Origin of the sequence: Pseudomonas kermanshahensis, assembly GCF_014269205.2 — a bacterium.
GTDB lineage: Bacteria > Pseudomonadota > Gammaproteobacteria > Pseudomonadales > Pseudomonadaceae > Aquipseudomonas > Aquipseudomonas kermanshahensis.
In genome coordinates, this window is sequence record NZ_JABWRY020000001.1 from 1008339 (window position 1) to 1031428 (window position 23090).

Here is a 23090-nt window from a genome sequence, read left to right on the forward strand (position 1 = left end):
CCCTCCTCATATATTCCAAGGCTCGCCACAACGGCGGGCCTTTTCTTTTTCCGCTCCCCGCAACGGGAGGAATCGAGATGGCCCCGATGCCCGAGAAAGACCCCGGCCTCTGGGCCGCCCTTATTGCCTGGGTAATTGCTCACCAGCCACAGCTGGGTGCTGCAGGACTATCCGTCGCAATCGCTGCTTTGCGCGTTGTGTATGGCGGCGGCAGTCGACGCCAGATGTTGCTGGAAGGTGCGCTGTGCGGCCTGATCACCCTGGCCCTTGTGCCACTGCTTGAGTGGATGGGTCTTCCCCAAGGAATGGCCACCTTCGCTGGTGGTGCCGTCGGCTTCATGGGAGTGGAGAAGCTTCGCGGGTACTCCGATTTGTTCATGTCTCGCCAGGCCAAAGGGCAATGAGGCGCATCGATATTGTGATGGCTTGGGCCTGGGTTGCGGTCGGGGTGATTGGCCTATGTCGCGGGGAGCTGTCGCTGACGCTGATCATCTCTGCTGCCGCAGCCTGGGTGCTAAACCATCACTACAGGCAACCTTAAGTCGAGTAGTCCGCGCCACAAATTCAAGTTGCGCCGTTTCGTGGCGCGAGGAAACAGCATGGAAACGAAACCCCTGATTCTTGGCCAAGAGCTTGGCCAGACGGTGTGCCAGGTGCTCGGCCTTGACCCATCGAAGATCACATCCATCACGATCAAGATGGAAGCCAACACTGCCGCTTGCGTCGAGGTGGTTCGCACCATCAACCGTACGGAAGGCGAGCAGATTGCCGGCGCGCTGGAGGTCTACGGCCTGACCCGGCGCGGCATGTGATGGCCTGTAGCGGATGCGCCGATCGGCGCGAATGGATCAACAAGTGGATGAGGGTAGCCCGTGAACGAGCAAGCAGTCTCTTTGCTCCAGCAGATCTTGAGCCAACAGCAGAAGCAGACAAGCCTGCTCGAACAGATCGCGACCCAGAACCTGGCGCTGATCGAAGCGCTGGCTGACGGCGATGATGCTGACCCTGACGCTGAGCCACGCACCTACCTGGATGGAACGCCATGCCGCTGAGGCCGGGTACGCACAAGCCACCCGGCGCGGTCACTGCTAAGCATCAGCCGCCAGAGCAGCGCGGGAGCAGCACAGAGCGCGGTTACGGCTACAGGTGGCAGCAGGCCCGAGCGGGCTATCTGCGCAAGCATCCGCTATGCGTGCACTGCCAACGAGAGGGAAGGGTAGAGCCAGCCACTGAGCTGGACCACATCACTCCTCACCGAGGCGACAAGGACCTGTTCTGGTCCAGGGCGAACTGGCAGGGCCTGTGCCGTACTCACCACTCACGCAAGACGGCAGCAGAGGACGGCGGCTGGGGGAATCGGAGGGTTATCAAGTGAAGCAGATACCAGGGCATTCTCACTATTTCGCCACTACCGACGGATGGATTTTCTCCACTCGTCGCTATTCCCAAGGGAAGAAGCTGAGCGGATATGTGAATGAGGATGGATACCTGACAGTGACCATCACCGCCGATGACGGGGTCAAGAGGAAGACTTTGGTTCACCGCCTTGTCGCATTGGCATTCTTAGGTCCATGCCCCACAGGCGACCACTTAGTCAGGCATCTTGATGGAGACGGAACGAATAATCGCTCGGCCAATTTGGCGTGGGGTAATGAACTGAGCAACTTCCATGATGCTGTGGGGCACGGCACGCGCGAGCTTAGCCCTTGCGGCCAAGGCCGTGTGCTTGAAGCGACTTCGGTGCGCGAGGTTATGCGAAGTCTTGCGCTAGGTATGACTGGAGCCCAGGTCTCTGCCCTCACTGGTGTCAGCAGGTCTCAGGTGAGCAGGATCAAGAACGGCCGCCGCTGGCGACACCTCACTGCCGCCTGATCGAAACCCTCCGCGCAGGTCTCGAAAACCGGCCAAAAACGGTGAAATGAGAATTTTTCTCGCTGCTTGGGCAGGGGTAGGGAAAAAGTCTGAGGCCTTTTGCTTCTAGACCGCGCCCGAAACCATTCTTTCGCGCCGTCAAAATTAGCATTTGAAAATTGAAGGTTGAAAAATGACCCGAGGACGGAAGCCAACGGCGCCCAACCTCAAGGTTCTGGCCGGTACCACTCGCCCGGATCGCGAGGAGAAGGACGCGCCAGAGTTCGACCTGATTGACGACTTCCCAGACGCACCTCAGCACCTGAATCGAGACGGTGCTGAGATGTGGGAGAGCTTGGGCCGGCAGTTGGTCGCCGCCAAGGTGCTGCAGGTGGTCGACCTGTATTCATTGGAGCAACTGTGCTTTGCCTGGCAGTGCTTCCGCAAGAAGGCCAAGGCCGACATGGAGGCCACAGCGGCAGAGACCACGGCACTGAAGGCGCTGTTTTCCGAGTTCGGCATGACGCCAGCAAGCCGCCGCAAGGTCTCGTCGGGTGGGGAGCAGAAAAAGGGCAACGCCTTCGCGGGTAATGGGCGGAAGAATGCGTGACTTCGTCAAGATCGCTACCGACTACGCGAAGGGGGCTGTCGCCGACAAGAAGCGGAAACGCCACGGCAAGCTGATCCGCCAGGCTGCCCAGCGATTCCTGGATGACCTGAAGCGTGCCAAGAAGAAGGACAGCCCCTTCATCTTCGACCCCTGGCACGCGAACGACCCGTGCGACTTCATCGAGAAGCTGCACCACGTTGAAGGCAAGTGGGAAAAGCCGACCATCGTGATGCACCCTTCGCACATCTTCTTTGTGGTCCAGCTGTTTGGATTCCGAAAACGGCAGTGGGTGTTCACCGAAGGCTGGGGCGACGACGGGAAGTTTCACCCGCGCCGGTTCACCTCGGCACTGTTTGCAGTAGCCCGGAAGAACGCCAAGAGCACGCTGTCCTCGGCCATCCTGCTGTACTGCGAATGCTGCGAGCCCGAAGAGGGCGCGCAGATCATCAGCGCGGCCACCACCTTTCCGCAGGCGTCGATCATCTTCAACGCCGCCAAGCGGATGACCGAGAAGAACGCCGACCTGCGCGAGCACTTCGGGCTCGAGGTCTGGGCCAAGTCCATCAGCCGCGTTCAGACCGGTGCCAGCTTCAAGCCGATCCACGCCAAGGCATCGACCCAGGATGGTCTGAACCCATCACACGTCGGCCTTGACGAGATCCACGCGCACAAGACCGCTGACCTGCTGAACGTTCTCCAGTCAGCAGCTGGTGCCCGGGGTAACCCGCTGTGGCTGTTCACGACCACCGAGGGCTACACCAACCCCGGGCCCTGGGCGGAAATTCGCATGTTCGCGAAGAAGCTGCTGGGCGGACTGTTCGGCACCACCGCCGATCACTACCTGGTGGTGTTCTATGCGGTGGATGACGAGGACAAGAGCCTCGGCATTAAGGCCGATGAAGACTTCGACGAGAAGGCCTGGATCAAGGCCAACCCGCTGATGGACGTTAACCCACACTTGATGGCGGCGATCCAGAAGGAAGCCATCGAGGCGAAGCAGATGCCATCGAAGATGGCGGAGTTTCGCATCAAGCGATTGAACCGGCCGGCCTCTACGGCTGACGGCTGGGTCGACCTGAACAAGTGGCAGCAATGCGGCGGTGAGATCGACCTGGACTGGCTTGCACAGTACCCGTGCTGGGGTGGGCTGGACCTGGCGTCCACTCGCGACCTCACGTCGTTCCGCCTGGTGTGGGATGTCGACGGCGTTCTGTACACCTACGGGTGGCGCTGGGCTCCGGAGAGCGCCGTGGCTTTCCGCACCGAGCGCGGCACCGTGCCGTACGCCGCCTGGGTGGAATCCGGCCTGCTCAAGCAGACCGAGGGCGACGTTACCGATTACGCGGTTATCGAGGCCGACGTGAAGGCGGTCTGTGAGCGCTTCAACGTCCAGGCCATTGGCTATGACCGTTGGAATGCCACCGACCTGGTGAACCGGCTGGTGGCTGCCGAGCTCCCGCTGGTTGAGTTCATCCAGGGGCCGAAGTCGTACCACCCGGCGATGCAGACCCTGGAGCTGGCCTATATCTCCGGCAAGTTGGTGCATGGCGGCGACATGCTGCTGAACTGGTGCGCCTCCAACCTCATCGCCCGGCGCGACGACAACATGAACATGGCCCCGGACAAGAAGCGTTCGGCGGACAAGATCGACGACATGACCGCTCTGCTTATGGCTGTGGGCGTTTCTAAGGCAGGGCAAGAGCAGCCCATAACTGACCTATGCGTGGTGCTGTGATGTTCAACTTTGGGAAAACAAAGAAGCTGGAACAGGACCTTGCCGCTATGCGCGAGGAACTGGGCGAGCTCAAGAACAAAGAGCTCACCTGGAACGAAATGGATCGCTCCCAGTGGGCTGACTTCTTTGGTGCCGTGCCTTCCTCGGCCGGCGTGGTTGTCACCACCGAGACCGCCAAGCGCAGCGCCGCCGTGTATGCCTGCTGCCGACTGATCGCCGGTGCGGTGGCTTTGCTGCCGCTGCCGATCTATGAGCGCACCGAGAACGGCGGCCGGGCTCGGGCGAATCACGACCTGTGGTGGCTGCTGAACGAATCGCCCTATCCAACGCTGACGGCCTGTTCATTCTGGGAGTGGATGCTGTCGTCCATGCTTTTGCGTGGCGATGGCCTCGCCCAGATCGTCCGCGATCGCTCCGGAAAGCCTGTGCGGCTCATGCCGCTTCCCCGGGAGTGTGTATCGATCGTGCGGGTTGGCGACACGCTGCACTACTACGTGAATGACGACGGCAAGTACTTCGGCCTGGAGTCGGAGGATGTCTTGCACTTCCCCGGCTTTGGGTTCGACGGCACCAAGGGCGAGTCGGTGATTCGCTACGCCGCCCGCCAGGCCGTGGGTGCTGCTCTGGCCGCCGACGAGTATGCCGGCGAGTTCTTCAGCAACGGTGCAAGCCCGAGCATAGCCATCACCTACCCGGCAGGCGTATCACCCGGGACAGAGCAACAGGACTACCTGCGTCAGCAGTTCACCGAGAAGTACACGGGCCGCACCAACCACCATAAGCCGATGCTGCTGGTGAACGGAGGCGATATCAAGCCCGTGAGCCTCACGGCCGAGGACGCCCAGCTTCTGGAAACTCGCAAGTTTCAGGTGATCGAGATTGCTCGAGCATTTGGCGCACCGCCGCACATGATCGGTGAAACCTCCGCGTCCACCAGCTGGGGTACCGGCATCGAGCAGATGTCGATCGGCTTCGTCCGCTACACCCTGGGCCCGCACCTGCGCCGCATCGAGCAGGAGCTGAACCGCAAGCTGTGGCCACGCTCGACCCGCTACTTCACAGAATTCAATCGCGAGGGCCTGCTGGCCGGTGACAGCAAGACCGAAGCGGACGTGCTCGGCAAGGCGCTGGGCGGGCCTGGCGCCCAAGGCTGGATGGTGGTCAACGAGGTGCGGGCTATCAAGAACCTGCCTCCAGTCCCTGGCGGCGACAAACTCTACTTTTCGACTGCCAGCCAGAAGCCGGCCAAACCCCCAGAGGCTCAGCCAGATGAACCTGATCCAACTGTTCAAGAATAACCAGGCGGCCAAGCGCGAGTTTCGGATCGTCAGCGAGGCCCGCGAGGCGACCATCTACCTCTACGACATCATCGGCGAGGACTGGTACGGCGGCGTGGCAGCCAAAGACTTCGTGCCGCAGCTGGCCGCGCTCGACGTTGACACCATCCATCTGAGGATAAACAGCCCCGGCGGGGATGTGTTCGACGCCCGCGCGATGGCCCAGGCCATCAAGTCGCACCCGGCCAAGGTGATTGCCCACATCGATGGCCAAGCCGTTTCGGCAGCCACCTATGTGGCGGTGGCTGCGGATGAGGTGGAAATTGCCGAAGGCGGTTTCTTCATGATCCATAACGCCTGGACCATCCAGATGGGCAACGCCAAGGACTTCCGCGATCAGGCCGACCTGCTGGACAAGGTCGATGCCAGCATCAGTGCCGACTACGAGCGCAAGACCGGGAAGTCCGCCGAAGAAGTCCTGGCCTTGATGGCGGCCACCACTTGGATGACCGCAGCGGAGGCGCTGGAAGGCGGGTTTGTTGATCGCCTGGCCGAAGGCAAGACCGCTACACAGAACCACTGGAACCTTGCCGCCTACGGCAATGCACCCAAGGCGCTGACCGAGCGCCCCGAACCAACAGTCAATCGCGAAGCCCTGGAGCGCCGCCTTTCGCTGTTGGAAAAAATCGCGCCGTAGGCCTCGCGCCGTCGCGTAAATCCAGCCCGCCCAGTGCGGGCTTTTTTGCATCTGGAGAAAAGTTATGACCATTCAAGCAATGCGCGAGCGCCGTAATGGCTTGGCCATCGAAGCCCGCAAGCTGCTGGACGAGACCAAGGACAAGCCTTGGACGCCCGAGCACCAGACCAAGTACGACACCCTCACTGGCGACATCTCCGATCTCGATGGCCGGATCGAGCGTGAGCAAAAGGTGTTGGACCTCGCCGCCGAGCAGCATTTCAACAAGGGTGGCGATGGCAACAAGAAGCCTGGCAAGCGCGATACCGAAGACCTGCTCTCGGATATCGGCATCTTCGACACCTGGACCCGCCGCGGTGAGCGCGGGTTCACCAACGAGCAGGCCGCCAAGTTCTTCAACACCATGAGCACCACCACCGGCTCTGAAGGCGGCTACACCGTTCCGTCCGCCGTGGCATCCAGCCTCATCGACTCCCTGAAGCTGTTCGGCGGCATGCGCGCGGTGGCCGAGATCCTGAACACTGCCCAGGGCAACCCGCTGAGCTTCCCGTCTTCGAATGGCACCAGCGAAGAGGGTGAGATCCTCGCTGAGAACGCCCAGGCCAGCGCACTCGACCCGGCGTTCGGCACTGTCAGCCTGAACGTGTTCAAGTACAGCTCCAAAATCATCGCGGTGCCGATCGAGCTGCTGCAGGACAGTTCGATCGATATCGAGGCGTTCATTCGCAAGCGCATCATCGAGCGTGTCGGTCGTATCACCAACCGCCACTTCACCACCGGCACCGGTACTGGCCAGCCGCGCGGCATCGTCACTGCTTCGTCCTCGGGCAAGATCGGCACCACCGGCCAAACCCTGACCGTGGGTTACGACGACCTGGTCGACCTGCTGGAATCGGTCGATGAGGCCTACCAGCTGGCCGGCAGCTGCAAGTTCATGTTCGCCCAGACCGTGCGCAAGCTGCTGCGCAAGCTGAAGGACACTGCAGGCCGCCCGATCTGGACCCCAGGCTACGAGGCCGGCATCACCGCCGGCGCCCCGGACCTGCTGCTGGGCAAGGAAGTGGCGCTGAACAACGACATGCCGGCGCCGGCGGCGAACGCCAAGTCGATCATCTACGGCGACCTGTCGAAGTACATGATCCGCGATGCCATGCAGGTCAACCTGATGCGCTTCGACGACAGCGCCTTCGCCTCGAAGGGGCAGGTCGGCTTCCTGGCCTTCATGCGCAGCGGCGGCAACCTGACCGACACCGACGCCGTGAAGCACTACCAGCACTCGGCGACCTGATGCGCCTGGCGGGCTCCGGCCCGCCATCCCCCATCCAGAGGATATGAATCATGGCTGCAAAGAAAGATTTGGTGCCGGTGCGCGTGCTGTGCGGCTTCCCGCTTGAGGGGCGCGAGTACAAGCCAGGCCAGCTGGTTGGCTTCTCAGCCGAGCAGGTTGAGCAACTGAAGGGCCTGGGCGCGGTCGACCCCGGCAAGGATGCCTTGGCCGCATGCAAGGCGGCGGGTTTCGAGCTGGTCGAGCATTCGCCGGCCGATGCGCCAGAGGCGGCGGAAGAGGGCTGATCGTATGGGGCTGCAACTGCTGGAAGCGGCCACGGCCCAGGCCGTATCGCTTGAGGTGGCGAAGAAGCACTTGCGTATTGCCCCTGACGATACGGATCTGGACGACGAGGTGGCGCGTATCGTGCGTGCGGCAACCGCCTGGGCAGAGCGGATCACTCAGCGATCGCTTTGCCCGCAGCGCTGGAGGCTGCATTTGGATGGCTTCCCTTGCGGTGCGGTGCTGATCCCAAGGCCGCCCCTGCAGACCGTCGAGGCCGTCAGCTACACTGATGCTGTAGGGGCTGTACAAACACTCGACCCGGCGGGGTACGTCGTCAACCCGTTTGAGATTCTGGGGCGGGTATCGCTGGCACAGGGCGTGCGCTGGCCAGCGACACGCATGCAGGCCATGTCGGTGCGGATTGACTTCACCGCCGGCTATGAGGCCGTGCCAGAAGACATCGTTTCGGCGATCCTGCTGCTGGTCGGCCATCTCGACCAGAACCGCGAGCAGGTGGTCACCGGTGCCACTCCGGCGGTGTTGCCGATGGGCGTTGACTCCCTGCTGGCGCCTTACTGTGTGCCGGGTGTGCCATGAGGCTCGGCCGGCTGAACCACCTCATCACGATTGAACACCTGGTGAAGACCCGGGACCCGGCGACCCTGGAGTTCGGCGAACCTACTTGGCTGCCATTCGCCAGGGTATACGCCCAGGTGACCCCGCTGTCCGCGCGCGACTTGATCGCCGCGCAGGCCGCGCAGTCGGAAGCAACTGCCCGCATGCTTATCCGGTATCGACCTGGTGTGCTGTCGACTATGCGAATCCTCTACCGAGGCGAGGTGTACAGCATCGAAGGGCCGCCGCTGGAGGACGCCAAGTCTGGTCTGGAGTACCTGACCATTCTTGTCTCAAAAGGTGTCAAGGATGAGTGACGGCGTGCCGGCCGCGCCAGGAGAGAACATATGCGTGACGGTGTTGATTTCAAGATTACCGGCGCCGATCAGTTGGCCGGAAAGCTGTCATCGATCAAGGATGATATGCGCCGAAAGGGTGGCCGAGCCGCCCTGCGGAAGGCCGCGCAGGTTGTAAGGAGCGCCGCCATTGAGCGGGCGAAGAGGCTGGACGACTCCAAAACCCCGAACAAGATTTGGGAGCATATCGACGTTCGTTGGTCCAACAAACGGTTTCGCCAAACGGGCGATCTTATGTTCCGGATCGGCGTTGAGGGGGGAGCCAGGCAGTACGCCAACACCGCTGATAACAGGCGTGCAGGGCGGGTCGGTAAGAGCTATGAGCTCAGCAGTATCGTGTGGTACTGGCGGCTGTTGGAGTTCGGTACCGAGCGAATTCGCGCCACTCCGTTCATGCGGCCAGCACTGACAGATAGCATCGCAGAAGTGACCAATACCTTTGTCAGTGAATACGACAAGGCCATTGATCGAGCGATAAAACGCGCAGCGAAGAAGGCAGCATCCTCATGACCCCACCGATCGTACAGGCCTGCTTGAACAGCCCGGCCGTGACCGCGCTGCTTGGCGCTGGCACCGGCATGCGCCTCTACTCGTTCGGGGGGGCCGAGCAGGGAGTGGCCAAGCCATACGCTGTCTGGCAGATCGTCAGCGGAAGCCCCGAGAACTACCTGGCTGGCCGCCCGGATCTCGATAGCGTCACCCTGCAGGTCGATGTGTACGCCGCGACTGGCGATGCTGCCCGAAAGGTCCGTGACGCGATCCGTGATGCGGTTGAACTGGACGCCTACGTCACCCGGTGGGGCGTCGAAGGCCGCGACCCCGAGACGAAAAATTATCGAGCCAGCTTCGACGTGGACTGGATGGTTTCCCGCTGAAGTACCCATTTGACCCATGCCCGCCGAGTGCGGGTTTTTTTATTTCTGACTGGAGATAACCCATGTCGATGAAAGCCCAGGGCGCTCAGCTCTATGCTTTGGTGCGGCCTTTGAGTGGCACAGGCCCAAGGACCGTGATGGAGGTTGAATGCCTCACCGCGTTCAACCCTGGCGGATCGCCGGCAGACCAGATTGACGACACCTGCTTGGCCGATACCGAGCGGAAGTACAAGAAGGGGCTGCGCACCCCTGGCCAGGCGACGGCCACCATCTTGGCTGACCCGCGCAATGCCAGCCACGTTCGCATGTTCCAGTTGTCTCAGGATGACGACGATGAGGACATTCTTTGGGCGCTCGGCTGGTCTGACGGCAAGGACATCCCACCCACGGTCAACGCCGCTGGCGATGACTTCGAGCTACCCACCACCCGCACCTGGTGCCTGTTCGCCGGCTATGTCGCAGATTTCCCGTTCGACTTTGCCAGCAACACCTCGGTGAGCACTGCAGCGACCATTCAGCGCTCCGGAAAGCTCAACTGGGTCATCAAGGAGTAACCGATGAAGTTGACACTCGACGCGCTCAAGGGCGTAGGCTCGTTCACTGGCCGGCCGGTGGAAAAGGAAATCAAGTGGCGCCAGGATGGTACGGATTACACCGCCACCGTCTACGTACGGCCGATGGGCTACCAGACGGCGGTGAGCGACGTGCTTTCGGCTACTGGCAGGCAGGACAGCATTGCGGGCCGAATTGCCGCGTCTATCTGCGACGAGCACGGCAACCCGGTGTTCAGCAGCCCGATGGACATCACTCACGGGCCGCTTGATCCGGTTGAGCTGGAAAAGGACCCGGAGAGCACCAAGCGCTTGGGTTCGCTTGACGGCGCCCTGTCCGTTGCCCTGCTGTTCGCCATCCAAGAGGTCAACGACCTGGGAAAGACGAAGAGCTCACCGAGCGAGACGAAATCTGGCACGAACTCGTCCTCTCCGGCATCGGGGGCTCGACGATCGCGCAAGCCAAGGAAAACCTCAGCCTGAGCGAATTCCGGTCGTGGGTGAAGTTCAGGAGACGCCGCGGCTCGCTGCATCTTGGCATGCGGGTAGAGCGCTCGGTGGCCATGCTGGCTGCGCTGACAGCCAGCCTGCACCGTGATCCGCAAAAGCGTCCGACCCCCTACAGCTGGAAGGATTTTGCGCTGCATGAGGATGAGGACGGGCCGATCACCCTTCAGGAAGCTATAGCATCATGGGATTAGACGTTTTCTTTGATCAATGATGACATGGTAGATTGGCCCCTTTCGACTCAAGGGACTGGCCATGGAATTTATCACCGGCACCTCCATTTTGCTGTTGGCTGTATCATTTTTTTTGTACTTGCTCCCAATGATGATTGCTTTCCATCGGCATCATGAAAATTACACTGCGATTTTCATGTTGAATCTATTTTTGGGCTGGACCGGGGTTGTATGGGTTGTCTGTCTTGTATGGGCATTCATAAGTAAGCCTGCTCCGCTTCGTCAGATTAACGAGTCTGGAAAGTCGTCAAAGTACGAAGAGCTGGAGAGAATTTCAGCCCTGAAAAATAGCGGTGTATTAACCTCGGAAGAGTTCGATCGAGAGAAGTCTCGAATACTCAAGTGAAGCAGAAACCCGCCAACTGGCGGGTTTTTTAATGCCCGGAGAAAACAATGGCATCAAGATCTCTCGGCACCTTGACTCTTGATGTCATTGCCCAGGTTGGCGGATTCGTCGCCGGAATGGATAAGGCAGAGCGGAGCTCGGAGAAATGGCGAAAGCAGGTTGAGAAAAACGCTAAAGCCGTGGGTACGGCTATCGGCGCGGGATTGGCGACTGGTATCACTGCGATAACCGCAATGACTATCTCTGCCATTAACTCGGCCTCGGAAATAACCAATCTGGCGTCGGTGGCGAACGTCAGCACCACAGATTTCCAAAAGCTAGCAGTTGGGGCGAAAACTGTTGGTGTGGAGCAAGACAAGCTTGCTGACATCCTCAAAGACGTGAACGACAAAGTCGGTGATTTCCTAAACACCGGCGGCGGTGGCATGGCGGATTTCTTTGAGCAGGTCGCGCCGAAGGTTGGCGTTACGGCTGATCAGTTTCGCAACTTGAGTGGAAGTCAGGCATTGGGCCTGTATGTGTCCACGCTCGAGAAGGCGAAGGTCAGCCAGTCGGACATGACCTTCTATTTAGAGGCGATTGCAAGTGATGCGACTGCGTTGCTCCCGCTGCTACGGAACAATTCGGAAGGGTTCAAGCGATTCGGCGAGGCTGCGGAAGCAGCTGGTTCGATCATGGACGAAAAGACTATTCGGGCAGCTCAGGAATTAAAGGCTGCCAACTGGCTTGTTGAACAATCTGTTAGCGGGCTTGGTAATCAAATTACAAGCGCTATGCTTCCGACGCTTGCGAATTTTGCAACCCGGCTTAGCGACACGACCATAAACGGAGTGCTAGCGAAGCGCGTCTCTGATGATCTCGCTGCGAGTTTTAGGGCGCTTGGAAAGTTTGCTGTTGGCACTGTTGCAGGCATACATCTGCTAGGTGTAGGCCTCAAGACACTTTCTGATGTCGATAACGCAATGGTCGGCGGAGATGAAGCAAAATGGTGGGATAAGTATCTGCCGCCGGTCAGGATCTACAACGCCTTCAAGAACGTTGATGCCATGGGCAAGACGATCGTCGATGCGAAGGCGAAGATGGGCGAGTTGGCCGTCGGGTACGGCGACCTAATGGCCTCGTTCGACGAAAAGCCGGGGCAGGGAAGCACTAACCAGGTCAAAGAGCTTGCTGATTTGCTCGCAGAACTGCGCAAGGGCCAATCTGGCAGTTTCACCGCGTTGACGACTGATCAGCAAGCCGCCGCCAAAGCAGCCGAAGCGGCCGCCAAAAAGCTCCAGGGACAGTTCGACACGGCCGAGGAAGGCTACAAGCGGCAGATTGCGCTGATCAACACGGAAACCGACAAGCGCAAGGAGGCCACCGAGGTTGCCAAGCTGCAGTTCGAGCTGGAGTCGGGAAATCTCACGGGGCTGAGCGCCAAGCAGCAGGAGCGCTTAAAGGGGCTGGCTGCCGAGCTCGACCAGCTGAAAAAGCTGAAGCAGGCCAAGGAGGATGACAAGGCGGTCAGCGAGTTTGGTGCGAGCGTGAAGCGGCAGCTGGACATTGACCAGCGCGCACTGGATGCGCCGCTGTTGAATGCCTACAGCAGCGACGAGATGAAGCAGCGCGTCTTGGATCTGCTGGCCATCGAGCAGGATTACCAGGACCAGCTCGAGGACTTGCGGCAGCGTCATGAAGCCGGTGACGTTTCCGATTCAGCTTATGAGCGTGAAACAGAGATCCTCAACAAGGCCTTGGAAGAACGCCGGGCCATGCAGGAGAAGTACTACGAGGAAATCGACAAGCTTCAGCTCAATGGCACGGCTGGCTTCCTGAGCGGCTTCGCCACCCAGGCCGAAGCAGCGATGGACCTGTACAGCAACATGCAGAACGTCGGCGCCGACACGTTCCAGAATCTCACCGACACGCTGACCCAGTGGGCAGAGACGGGAAAGCTGGACGTTCAAGGATTCGCCTCGACTTTCATCCAGTCTATGGGGCATGCGCTCATGTCCTATGCCGCCGCCCAGGTGGCCATGGCTGCGCTCAGTGCGTTCACCGCCATGATCGGTGTTCCGTTCGTGGGCCCTGCCATTGCACCTGGTGCCGCGATCGCTGCTGCCGGCGCCGCTGGCGTGCTGATGACGGCCGTGGGCGCTTCGCTCGATGGCCAGGCGCACGACGGTATCGATTATGTGCCGGCTGACGGTACCTGGAACTTGAAGAAGGGTGAGCGGGTGACCACCGCCGAGACCAGCGCCAAGCTGGACCGAACGCTGGACAGCGTGGCGAACAACTCCACTCAGCCCGGGGCGCTGAAGATCATCAACAACGCACCACCGGTGCGTGCCCGCCGAGAGATGTCCGAGGGCGAACTGGCTGTGATTCTTGATGCTGCTGAAGACAGGATCGCCAGCGGGTTCGCGCGTGGTACCGGCAAGGTGAGTCGCGCTGCCGGTGCGGCGTATGGCTTGAGGAGGGACCCGAAATGACGGCGCTTGAAGTCGTTTATGCCTCGGGAGGCGATGACATTATCTCGACGCTGGAAATCTCCTGCCCGGCCTGGACCAAGACGCTTTACCTGGTTCAGGACTTTGAAGATTTCCGGGCAACGACCGAGGCCGGCAAAACGGTCACGTTTCTGGCCTCAGCCATCGACGTGTCCCTCCCGGCCAAGGACAACACCGGCGCCCAGACGCTGACCTTCGTTATCGACAACGTGACCGGCGAGGCCCAGCAGCTGCTGGACGCCTCGCTTGCGGCCGAGGCCAGGGTCACGATCGTTTACCGCGAGTACCTGTACAGCGTGCCGGGTGAGCCTGCAGACCGGCCGTACCGCATGACCTCGTTCGGTGGGACCATGGATGGTCCCACCATCCAAGTCGAGGCTGGCTATTACGACCTGATCAACATGATGTGGAACAGGTCCCGTTACACCACCGACTTCGCACCGGGTCTTACCTATTTGTAATTGCCGGGAGGCTTAATCTGAACAGTTTCACTTAAGACCGTCGTAGGGTTCTATGGTGATTGTCAGATTCTTGAGGTGTTCAGGATCGCCCTTGATGAACTCCAGGGGCATGCCTGGGTGAAGCTTCTGCTCGACTATCCATCCTCCGGAGAACTCGAATCGTGCAGTGACAGGTGATGGCAATCCCTTGAATTCAATCCTGACCTTTTCACCAACTCGCTTCTCGGAAATAAGTTCCGAGACCGATTTTTCAGCTTCATATTCTCTTGTCATAGCGCCACTCCTTTTTTGATAACGCTACTACGGGTTATCGGAGTTGCGTTACTGGCTATTTGCCCAGTTCGGATAACCATGTACGACAAATATTTCACCGCGACGTATGAAGACGGAGCGCGGGGCGAGGTCGTGGGCGGCCGATACCTGCTCGACTGCTGGGGCTTGGTCCTGGCTATCCGCGAAGAAGTGCTCGGCCTCCCGCCGCTGCCGTCCTTCGGGCCGATCGATCGCCGGGACCTTCGCTCATCCGCCAAAGCCTACGCCCAGTACTCCGACTTCATGCCAGTTGGCCCGCCCGTGCCGGGGGCAATCGCGGCCGTGATACATGGCGGCCTGTGCACGCACGTCGGCGTGGTGGTCCCGATTGACGGCGAATTGCGGGTCTTCGAAATCAACCCCATCGCGGGGGTGACCAACATGCGCCTGATCGACTTCGAGCGGTCATATCCAAAGGTGAAATACCATCGTGATCGAGATCTTTCCGAGCAAGCTTGAGGGCGGGGCGCTTGAGCGCCATCCACTGGATCAGGTCACGACTCTGGAGGCTTGGCTGAAGGCCAAGGTGCGTAGTTATGAGCCCCGGCCGGTGCCACCAATCAGCATCATGGTGAATGGCTGTTTGGTTGCCCCCGCCGCTTGGGCTGAAACCGAGGTTGGCCCAGACGACCAGGTGTCGATTTACATCGAACCGAAAGGCAGTGCCCTCAAGACCATCTTCAAGCCTGGCCCGCTGGCCAAGCTGTTTGGCCTGGGAAACCCGTTCGACCCGGTGAAGCCGGCAACGCCAAGCACCCAAAACCGGACTTCCAAAGAGCTCAACCTTTCCACAGTGAAGGGCAACCAGCCCGCGCTGAACGATGTAATTCCGGAGCTGGCCGGTTCCCCGAAGCGCTTTCCCGACATGCTTGTGCCGGTTCACCGGTACTTCGGCGATCCAACCGAGCAATGGGCAGAGCTACTGCTGTGCATCGGCAAGGGCAAGTATCAGGTGCTTCCCAGCGATATCTCAGTAGGTGACACGCCGATCGCCTCCTTGGGCGGTACGGCCAGTTACGCGGTGTATGGGCCTGGTGAGGACTTGGCCAGCGAGACGGCTGCCCAGTGGTGGCACAGCGCAACCGAGGTAGGGGCGACCAACACCGGCAATGCCGGCCTGACGCTGACCACTACGGTGGCGGTTCAGCAGCAGTTCTCTGGCAATGCGGTCCAGGCCAACGACTTTGTGCTCACTGTTCCTGAAGGGGCTGGGTGGTTCCCGGTGGGCTGGACGAGCGGCATGATCGCCCGCATCGAGGTGCCGTACCCGTACACCTTCACCGCGCCCGCCGATGGCACCGCCACGGTGATCAGCGGTAAGTACCTGCCCATGTTGCAGCCTTTCGTGGGCATGAAGATCGAGATCGCCGGGGCCAACGCCGGCGATTACCTGGTGGCCACCTACGACCCTGAAGTGCCTGGCACTCCGGAAGTTCCCGGTAGCCCGTCCATGGTGACTGGTAGCGCTGCGCCAAACCGCTTCAACTTCGATGTGGTGCCGCTCACCTTCACCGTTACCCGCGGTGCAAGCACGTACCCTGTAACGCTGAATGCCGACACCACTAATCTGGCGGGCCTGGTCTCAGCGGTAAACAGCGGGTTGGCTGGCACACCGCTGCTGGCCAGCGCTTCGTCCGGTCGCCTGCGGATCGCCGAGCAGGCAGCGCCATACAGCGGTGTTGCGCTGGGACTCACCGGCTCCACCTCAGATATTTTCGGGGCCAGCCCGGTTTTTGCCACCGGCACCAAGTCCGAAGCTGCCACCGATGGCCAGCTCGCCAAGATGACCCTGGCTTACGACGGCGGCGCGCCGGCGATTGGTCTGCAGGTTGGCGAGTTGCTCTCGACTATCGGTTATCGCGACCTACGCTACCGGATTACCGCCGTCTCCGACGACTCCGAGGAGGATGACGAGGGCACGCCCGAGAACGAAGCGCATGGGCCGTCAGCCATTACCGTCACGCGGCTCACCGACACCGGCGCTGAAGATGACGACTGGGATGGCTTCGATCCGATCCAAAGCAATGACGTGAATATCGTCCTCGACGGTTCCACGACCGAAGGCGACTGGTCCGGCCCGATTGCTGCGCTGCCGGACGGGGAGGTTACCCGCCGCCTTGAGGTGGACTTCTTCTTCCCGCAAGGCCTGATCCGCTACACCGACAAGAACGGCAACCCCCGGCAGGTCAGCGTCAAGGTCGAGATCCAGTACCGCGATATCGCCACTGCCGGCGCTTGGACTTCCGTCACAACGACCTACACGGCGACATCGCCGGATCAGATGGGCTACACCCGGAAGATCTCGCTGCCGACCGTCATGCGTCCGGAAGTGCGCGTGCGTCGAATCGGCGAGGAGTCGACCAGCTCTAACAAGCAAGACCGCGTGCAGTGGTTTGGCTTGCGTGCCCGGATTGAGCGCGTGCCGCGCCGCTATGCCGACGTGACGGTCATGGTCGTCTACATCAAGGGCAGCAACCGGCTGTCGGCGCAATCTCAAACCATGGTGTCGGTTCGTCCTACCCGGGTGCTTCCAGTACGAAGCGGCGGTGCCTGGGCGGTCGAGACGCCGACTCGGGACATTGTGCCGTGGGTTGCCCATGTGGCCAGGACCATCGGCTACACCGACGACGACCTTGATCTGGTCGAACTGGACCGCCTGGATGCAATCTGGCGGGCCCGTGGCGACAAGTTTGATCTGGAGGTCAACGGGCAGGAGACGGTGCTTGAGGCATTAAACACGGTGCTGATGGCGGGCTTTGCTGAGCTGACGATTGACCGCGGGTTGATACGCCCAGTGCGCGACGAGCCGCGATCGGTGTACGAGCATCTGTACACGCCGCAGAGCATGGTGGCGAGGCTGGTCCGCAAGTTCACCACGGTGCGCCCAGATGACTATGACGGGGTCGATGTTGAGTACACCGACGAGGACACCTGGCAGAAGGAAACCGTGAAGTGCCGGCTGCCGGGCGACCAAGGCCTTAAAACCGAGAAAATCACGCTGAAAGGGGTGATCAATCGGGATCGGGCCTGGCGCATCGGGATGCGGCAGCGGCGGCGCTACAAGTACCAGCGTCACGGCTACACGTTCTCGACGGAGCTCGCCGCGATGAACAGCCGGTACAAGAGCTATTGCGCCGCTTCCGACGACATCCCAGGCTACGGCCAGAGCGCGCTACTTGTCGACTTCCAGGTAGGGAACAACCTGACCCTGCTGGAGAGCTCGGAGCCGTTGCCGTGGGAGGAGGGGGCCAGCCACGTTGTTGGCCTACGCCGACCAGATGGCACGCTCAGCGGCCCATGGCCCGCAACCCGGGTCGACGACACCAGGTTGACCGTGCCAGAACTGGACTTCGTACCGGACCTGTCCTGGGACATTGAGCCGCCACACCTGCAGTTCGGCACAACCACCAGGTGGAGCTACCCGATCCTTATCGAATCCATCACCCCGGAGGACTTCACCGCCGATGTCGAGGCCGTGAACTACGACGTGCGGGTGTATGCCGACGACGACAATTTCGCACCGACCTGAGGAGGGGCTTGATGCTTTCGATACCTGACAACCTTCCGCTGGCGTTGCGCGAGGGGTATGGGTTCTCGCCGGTGAGCCCTATCGAGCGGACGCCGCTGGTAACCGGCAGGGCCATGCAGCGCCGGCGCTACCGGACGGTACCTACCCTGGTGAACGTCTCCTGGATGTTCACCGCCACGGAGGCAAAGCTGTTTGACGGCTGGCGCAAGTGGGGGATCAAGTGGGCTGACTGGTTCCTGTGTCCGTTACTAACCCCGCTGGGGCTGCAGCCTACCCGGGCTCGGTTCACGGATACACCGGTGGTCCCGGAGCTGGTTGGCGTCAATCTCTGGCGCTACACGGCCGAGCTGGAGCTATACGAACTGCCCATCGTTGACGAAGCGGAGTTCACTTCGCTACTCGCCGGCATGCCGATCACGGTGATGACAGCGCAACTGCGCGCCCTGCTGGAGCGTTGGTACACGAAGTCTTGGCCAGGCGCCACGGCTACTTAATTCCTGCCCACTTCGGTGGGCTTTTTTTCGCCTGGAGTAAACATGAGCGGAGCCGAAGACCTCGCGCGCTTGACCCAAACGATCGACAAGGCAGACGAGTTACTTTTGTCGCCCGAAGTGAAGATGATGGACGTTGGCAGCGGCGTAATGCGTCCCACCAACGCCATGGTGATGACCAACCTGGCAACGCAGCTTGGTGGAGCAATGCCCTACACCTCGGTGGCAGAAGGCCTGTCGGCCACAGTTGATGGAACCAACTTCAGCGTGCTGTCCAGTGCGCAAGACGAGTACGTTACGGTCTTTCGTAACGAGAGTGGGTCTGCAGTATTCGTTGACGCTTACCCAAACGCGGACGCCATGCGAATGACCAAAGGCGTAGCAGATAGCGCAAGGGATGCGGGCCTTTCGGGCTTTGATCTGGCTGATCCGTTCATGCTCTCCTCAAGCATGGCAACTGGTTACACCGATCAAGACGGAAACCCGATTCTTGGGGTGAGGAAGGACGGCGTTGCATTCGCGCTCCTCGATGAGCTCCCAGGCCTGGGCATGTTGTCCAAGTTCGCCTGGGCGATCGTTGACAGCGAGCACTACGTGATCTTCGGCATTCGCTGGGACGGCTCCGTTTACATGTTCGGCGAGGCCACCGGCGATGTCAGCGTTTACCTGGAAAATGGCGATGTGTTCTGTCTGGTTGGTGGCGTGCCGTACCAGATCACCTCGACAGGCTTGAACTACAACCCGGAAGTGTCGGGTGCGGGTATTGCCTATCTGTCCCGGTCTGGCCCGATCGTCAAGCAGTTGGCCCAGATCCCTGTGCCTGGTTCTCGAGCGCCGTTCGCGGTCAAGTTCTTGCATATTGTTGGCGGTGGGCAGTCGCTTGTAATGGGCGCTCAGTCGGCGGTTACAACTGTCTTACCTCCGATTGCAAACCGGCTGTTTACTATCCAAAACGGCGTTCGGCTTGCCAATCAGGACGACACGCTGACTTCGAATGATGTAGCGCCATTCAAGCCAATGATCGCTGTCTACACCGAGACCCCGATCGTTCAGCATGCCGCCCAGCTTGGTCGCCGGGGAACCCTGCCATCCGACGTGGCGGTCCTAGTGAGCCTTCATGGTCGTAACGGCTACACCATCTCCCAGCTCTCGAAAGGCTCGCTTTACTACCAGAACAGCATAACCGCAATTACGGCCGCCAAGGCTGAATGCGATGCCTTGGGCGTCGAATACGATGTTCCGTACATCGACTGGATTCAGGGCGAGGCGAACAACGCCATGCCTGAAGAAGAGTATTACCAGGCCTTGATCCAGCTGCAGGCTGACTACGAAGCGGACCTCAACGCCATAATCGGGAGATCGAAGCGCCGTCCGCTCCTGCTCTCTCAAATCAGCAACTGGACTGCCTACAACCGTGCCGAGAGCGGTGTGCCGTTTGCGCAGATCCGGGCTGCTCTGGATTTCCCCGACAGGTTTGTCTGTGCCGGGCCGAAGTACTGGCTGCCTACAGTGCCTGATGGCATCCACCTGCCGGCGGAATCATCCATGCGGCTCGGCTGCATGCACGGTATGGCTGGCGAACGGGTTATCAACGGTCGCTCTTGGCTGCCAACCCACTGCACCCGAGCAGTGCGGGTTGGCCGGGTAGTAACTCTCGACTTCCACACCCCACATGGCGAGCTGGCATTCGATACGTCGGCTGTTTCGGACCCAGGCAACTGGGGGCTCCGCTATGTCGACTCAGCTGGTCCTGTAGCAATTTCCAGCGTTCGTCTGCTAGGCCGTGGTCGGGTTGCCGTAACTCTGTCGGCAGACCCTACCGGAACCGGGGCCTACGTCGGTATTGCCGACATCGGCACCTCCGGTGCTGCTGGTGGGCCAACTACGGGCGCCAGGTCCTGCCTGCGCGATAGCGAAATCATCAAAGATGGCTATGGCCGTCCTTTCTATAACTGGGCTGTGCACCAGCGTGTGACAGTGGAGAATTGAGTAAATGATTGGGAAATTGATCAGGCTTGACGGCATCAAGATCGGTGGCGGAAGTGGCGCAGAGCGGATCGAGGTGTCTAACTCGGATGTCGTGGCGACAAAGATTGCCAATCTCTGCAACTTCATGAGCCCCCGCTCTATGTCCAACACCCAGGCAGGCGGTGTTTCCGGGCTTTGTCTGCGCACCGGAAAGCCCCTGGTGGAGAAGGGTACCCCGAACAGCTTCACGCGCACCGCCTACAACGGCCACGCTGCCGTTGCCCTCAAGACCAACGGGGCAGCTGCGGCGATCGCCCTACCAGGTGGGAGCTTGAATTCGTCCTACTGTGTGGTCAGTGCAGTGGCAATCCAGCCTTTGTCTTCCGGTACCGTGAACATCCTTTCGGGGTTCACCAGCGCTGACGCCTATGTGAACTGCCCGCTTCGTCACACTGGCGTGCCGGAAGGGTCTCAAGCGTACGTCTCGGCTTATGGCCCCAATGCCACCATTCCAAACGTCCAGGCACCGGTTCAGCGCAGCAAGTGGCAGATCGTCGTTTCTGACTTCAACAACGACACCAAGACCACATCCATCGGGGTGAATGGCCTCTCCGCACTTTCCAGCATGGAGAAGGACGTGACCCTGTTCCCCGGCCCCGACGACTACCTGGAAATCGGATACCACCTTGGCGCGAACGGTCTGCGGACCACGTTGGTTGGGGACGTGTATGTCTTCAACACCAGCATGCTTCGTTCGGATTTCCTCAAGGGTCAGCTGGCTGCGCTGGTTGCAAGCATGGTCGCTGACTACGGCATCACCGCCTAATCACCCGCATTGCTGACCAGATACCGCCAAGAGCGGTTTTTTTGTGCCTGAAATTCCTGCAGCCCGCCACGTGCGGGCTTTCTTTCGTCTGGAGAAACCATGTCCACACCGCGCGGCGTCCGCAACAACAATCCCGGCAACATCGATTTCAACCCACGGAACGCTTGGCAGGGCCAGCTTGGCGTGGAGGTAGGCGTTGCCAGTCCGCGATTCGCCCGTTTTGACCAGGCCGAGAACGGCATCCGTGCCCTGGGCAAGCTTCTGCTCAACTATCGGGGCAAAGACGGCATGCCAGGCGTCGGGCGCCCTGGCATCGATACCCCTTTGGAATTCATCAGCCGCTGGGCCCCATCCAGCGAGAACAACACGTTGGCCTACGCGCAGGCCATTGCCAAGCGCCTCGGCGTTGGCGTGCGCGACTCTCTCGACATCTCCAAGCCGCAGGTGCTGCGCGAAGCCGTGGTCGGCATTATTGTCCACGAGAACGGCGGCAACCCGTACAAGCCCGAGGTGATCGACGAGGGTGTGCGGCGGGCGCTGGCATGATCTGGCTCAGAGCGGTACCGGTCTGGTGCTGGTGGATGATCGCCCTCGTTATGGTTTTTTCGGTGCAACAACACCGCATTCAGGAGCAGAGAGATGCCACTACAGCTGCTCGAGACGAGTTTCGGGCTTACCGGGTCGAGATTTCCGAACGTAATCGGTTGGCGATGGCTCAGGCCAGAACAGAAGAGCAGCGCCGCGCCGCGGCGCAACAAGAGGCGAGGGTAAAAGGGCATGAAGAAAGAACGATTGCTGATGCTGGCGCTACTGACGCCGATGCTGCTGGCCAGCGGCTGCGCAGTGACGCCGCCCAACTCGCTGCCTCCGTCAGTTGCCCCGGCACGGATACCGCCGCTATCGCCAGAGGCAAGGCAGCCACCCGCGCCGCCATGGTGCTCTCCGACCTGCTCACACGGGCTGATGCTCGAGCGGGAGAGCTGGCGAAAGCTTATGACCAAGCCCGAATAGCCGGTGAGCAGTGTGAGCGGGAGTACGACGGCCCAAGGCCTTCCGGTTGACAGTGCCAGAATGGCTATTCTGGGTTGGATTCAATGACTCGTCGGACTTCGAGCTCTTTGGTTCTCTTCGCCAGAGGCTTGCCTACGTGAGTGTCGAAGACATATTTCTGCTTCGGGCTCAGACTGTCATATCCCTCATTGATCACTTTCTGAGCAATTCCATAGCCTGGCGTGCCTTCCGCTAAAAGCCCTTCATCCAGTAGATCTTGAATTGCGTCGTTCAACTCCCAGTTAACGTGATCATTCCAGCCCATAGTTTTCTCCGGTTTCGAGCGCTATCGACAAGGTAGCCTGCCTGTCATTTGATGGCAAACAGCCGTCACGGGATATGGAAACGATTCGTGAATAAGCAGCACCTGTATGGTGCTGGTTTCTGGTGAGGAACGGTGCGGAGTGCTCGTACCACTTTTTGTACCAAAACAGGTTTTTTATGGGGGAATCAGGGGGAAATATGGCCCCTGCAGGCCTTTAAAACCCCCTTTTCCAATACTCCTGCTAATCCGCACATAAGTCCTTACCGGTTTTTCCGTTGGGGAGGCGGTGCCCAGAATCAGGGCGCCGTAAGGAACTGACCGGTGAGGTTTGCAGGAGTTTTAGAACGATCTGTTATATGGGGGAGGGTGCTGGGTGTTTGGTTTAGCATTTGTTGCGCCGGTGAGATCGAGCGCCGCACGCGCGGCGCATCGCGAGCAACGCTCGCTCCTACGTTTGTTTCGGGCCAATTATTCCTGGGGTAAATGCGCGC

Annotated in this window: 29 protein-coding genes; 27 read left to right on the top strand and 2 right to left on the bottom strand. The window is 60.2% G+C overall.

What is annotated here, in order from left to right; genetic code table 11:
- Positions 1-77: 77 nt before the first annotated feature.
- From HU764_RS04735 to HU764_RS04830, 20 genes are all read left to right on the top strand, one after another.
- Complete coding sequence (locus HU764_RS04735) at positions 78-404, top strand: phage holin, lambda family (protein ID WP_186703019.1); 327 nt, start codon at positions 78-80, stop codon at positions 402-404.
- A 195-nt stretch (positions 405-599) separates the two neighbouring features.
- Positions 600-812, top strand: coding sequence for a hypothetical protein (locus tag HU764_RS04740; RefSeq protein ID WP_186703020.1), 213 nt, complete (start codon positions 600-602; stop codon positions 810-812).
- Positions 813-872: 60 nt separating this feature from the next.
- A complete protein-coding gene (locus tag HU764_RS04745) occupies positions 873-1052 on the top strand; it encodes a hypothetical protein (protein ID WP_186703021.1) in 180 nt (59 codons plus the stop codon).
- Entirely contained in the window at positions 1043-1375 is a 333-nt protein-coding gene (locus HU764_RS04750; protein ID WP_186703022.1) for an HNH endonuclease signature motif containing protein, read from the top strand. Before HU764_RS04745 ends, HU764_RS04750 begins: the two co-directional genes overlap by 10 nt.
- Before the next feature lie 119 nt (positions 1376-1494).
- Entirely contained in the window at positions 1495-1872 is a 378-nt protein-coding gene (locus HU764_RS28040; RefSeq protein WP_420876199.1) for an HNH endonuclease, read from the top strand.
- A 172-nt stretch (positions 1873-2044) separates the two neighbouring features.
- Complete coding sequence (locus tag HU764_RS04760) at positions 2045-2461, top strand: hypothetical protein (protein ID WP_186703024.1); 417 nt, start codon at positions 2045-2047, stop codon at positions 2459-2461.
- On the top strand, positions 2454-4196 hold the full coding sequence (locus HU764_RS04765) for a terminase large subunit (RefSeq protein WP_186703025.1): 1743 nt from the start codon (positions 2454-2456) through the stop codon (positions 4194-4196). The genes HU764_RS04760 and HU764_RS04765 overlap by 8 nt, the downstream gene beginning before the upstream one ends.
- Positions 4197-4243: 47 nt before the next feature.
- Entirely contained in the window at positions 4244-5494 is a 1251-nt protein-coding gene (locus HU764_RS04770; protein WP_186703026.1) for a phage portal protein, read from the top strand.
- Positions 5466-6170 (top strand): head maturation protease, ClpP-related, encoded by a 705-nt coding sequence (locus tag HU764_RS04775; protein ID WP_186703027.1) that lies wholly within the window; start codon positions 5466-5468, stop codon positions 6168-6170. The genes HU764_RS04770 and HU764_RS04775 overlap by 29 nt, the downstream gene beginning before the upstream one ends.
- Positions 6171-6234: 64 nt before the next feature.
- Positions 6235-7458: a phage major capsid protein gene (locus tag HU764_RS04780; protein ID WP_186703028.1), complete on the top strand. Its 1224-nt coding sequence runs from the start codon at positions 6235-6237 to the stop codon at positions 7456-7458.
- A gap of 50 nt (positions 7459-7508) precedes the next feature.
- The gene (locus tag HU764_RS04785; RefSeq protein ID WP_186703029.1) at positions 7509-7742 is read left to right on the top strand and encodes a hypothetical protein; all 234 of its coding nucleotides are present in this window, start codon (positions 7509-7511) and stop codon (positions 7740-7742) included.
- Positions 7743-7746: 4 nt separating this feature from the next.
- Positions 7747-8319, top strand: a complete 573-nt coding sequence (locus HU764_RS04790; protein WP_186703030.1) for a head-tail connector protein — start codon at positions 7747-7749, stop codon at positions 8317-8319.
- Positions 8316-8654, top strand: a complete 339-nt coding sequence (locus tag HU764_RS04795; RefSeq protein ID WP_186703031.1) for a phage head closure protein — start codon at positions 8316-8318, stop codon at positions 8652-8654. Before HU764_RS04790 ends, HU764_RS04795 begins: the two co-directional genes overlap by 4 nt.
- A 30-nt stretch (positions 8655-8684) precedes the next feature.
- Complete coding sequence (locus HU764_RS04800; protein ID WP_186703032.1) at positions 8685-9203, top strand: HK97-gp10 family putative phage morphogenesis protein; 519 nt, start codon at positions 8685-8687, stop codon at positions 9201-9203.
- Positions 9200-9568 (top strand): DUF3168 domain-containing protein, encoded by a 369-nt coding sequence (locus HU764_RS04805; RefSeq protein WP_186703033.1) that lies wholly within the window; start codon positions 9200-9202, stop codon positions 9566-9568. The genes HU764_RS04800 and HU764_RS04805 overlap by 4 nt, the downstream gene beginning before the upstream one ends.
- 62 nt (positions 9569-9630) lie before the next feature.
- Positions 9631-10122 (top strand): phage tail tube protein, encoded by a 492-nt coding sequence (locus tag HU764_RS04810; RefSeq protein WP_023389757.1) that lies wholly within the window; start codon positions 9631-9633, stop codon positions 10120-10122.
- Between the two features lie 3 nt (positions 10123-10125).
- Entirely contained in the window at positions 10126-10602 is a 477-nt protein-coding gene (locus HU764_RS04815) for a phage tail assembly chaperone family protein, TAC (protein ID WP_144000402.1), read from the top strand.
- A 279-nt stretch (positions 10603-10881) separates the two neighbouring features.
- Positions 10882-11205 (top strand): superinfection immunity protein, encoded by a 324-nt coding sequence (locus HU764_RS04820; RefSeq protein ID WP_186703034.1) that lies wholly within the window; start codon positions 10882-10884, stop codon positions 11203-11205.
- 47 nt (positions 11206-11252) lie between these two features.
- Entirely contained in the window at positions 11253-13679 is a 2427-nt protein-coding gene (locus HU764_RS04825) for a phage tail tape measure C-terminal domain-containing protein (RefSeq protein ID WP_186703035.1), read from the top strand.
- Positions 13676-14158, top strand: coding sequence for a DUF1833 family protein (locus tag HU764_RS04830; RefSeq protein WP_179053309.1), 483 nt, complete (start codon positions 13676-13678; stop codon positions 14156-14158). Before HU764_RS04825 ends, HU764_RS04830 begins: the two co-directional genes overlap by 4 nt.
- A gap of 27 nt (positions 14159-14185) precedes the next feature.
- On the opposite strand, the gene HU764_RS04835 is transcribed toward HU764_RS04830, so the two are convergent.
- Positions 14186-14431 (bottom strand): hypothetical protein, encoded by a 246-nt coding sequence (locus HU764_RS04835; protein ID WP_121783011.1) that lies wholly within the window; start codon positions 14429-14431, stop codon positions 14186-14188.
- Positions 14432-14509: 78 nt separating this feature from the next.
- On the opposite strand from HU764_RS04835, the gene HU764_RS04840 reads away from it, so the two are divergent.
- From HU764_RS04840 to HU764_RS04870, 7 genes are all read left to right on the top strand, one after another.
- Positions 14510-14929 carry a hypothetical protein gene (locus HU764_RS04840; protein WP_186703036.1) on the top strand — a complete coding sequence of 140 codons (420 nt, stop codon included), beginning with the start codon at positions 14510-14512 and terminating at the stop codon, positions 14927-14929.
- The gene (locus tag HU764_RS04845; RefSeq protein ID WP_186703037.1) at positions 14901-17999 is read left to right on the top strand and encodes a host specificity factor TipJ family phage tail protein; all 3099 of its coding nucleotides are present in this window, start codon (positions 14901-14903) and stop codon (positions 17997-17999) included. The genes HU764_RS04840 and HU764_RS04845 overlap by 29 nt, the downstream gene beginning before the upstream one ends.
- Before the next feature lie 11 nt (positions 18000-18010).
- A complete protein-coding gene (locus HU764_RS04850) occupies positions 18011-18493 on the top strand; it encodes a hypothetical protein (RefSeq protein WP_186703038.1) in 483 nt (160 codons plus the stop codon).
- A 42-nt stretch (positions 18494-18535) separates the two neighbouring features.
- Positions 18536-20479, top strand: coding sequence for a hypothetical protein (locus HU764_RS04855; RefSeq protein WP_186703039.1), 1944 nt, complete (start codon positions 18536-18538; stop codon positions 20477-20479).
- A 4-nt stretch (positions 20480-20483) separates the two neighbouring features.
- The gene (locus HU764_RS04860; RefSeq protein WP_186703040.1) at positions 20484-21284 is read left to right on the top strand and encodes a hypothetical protein; all 801 of its coding nucleotides are present in this window, start codon (positions 20484-20486) and stop codon (positions 21282-21284) included.
- Between the two features lie 99 nt (positions 21285-21383).
- A complete protein-coding gene (locus tag HU764_RS04865) occupies positions 21384-21830 on the top strand; it encodes a structural protein P5 (RefSeq protein ID WP_186703041.1) in 447 nt (148 codons plus the stop codon).
- Positions 21831-21865: 35 nt separating this feature from the next.
- Complete coding sequence (locus HU764_RS04870; RefSeq protein ID WP_225935614.1) at positions 21866-22345, top strand: DUF2514 domain-containing protein; 480 nt, start codon at positions 21866-21868, stop codon at positions 22343-22345.
- Between the two features lie 14 nt (positions 22346-22359).
- Here HU764_RS04870 and HU764_RS04875 read toward each other — a convergent pair whose 3' ends face one another.
- Positions 22360-22599 (bottom strand): hypothetical protein, encoded by a 240-nt coding sequence (locus HU764_RS04875; protein ID WP_186703043.1) that lies wholly within the window; start codon positions 22597-22599, stop codon positions 22360-22362.
- Positions 22600-23090 lie beyond the last annotated feature (491 nt).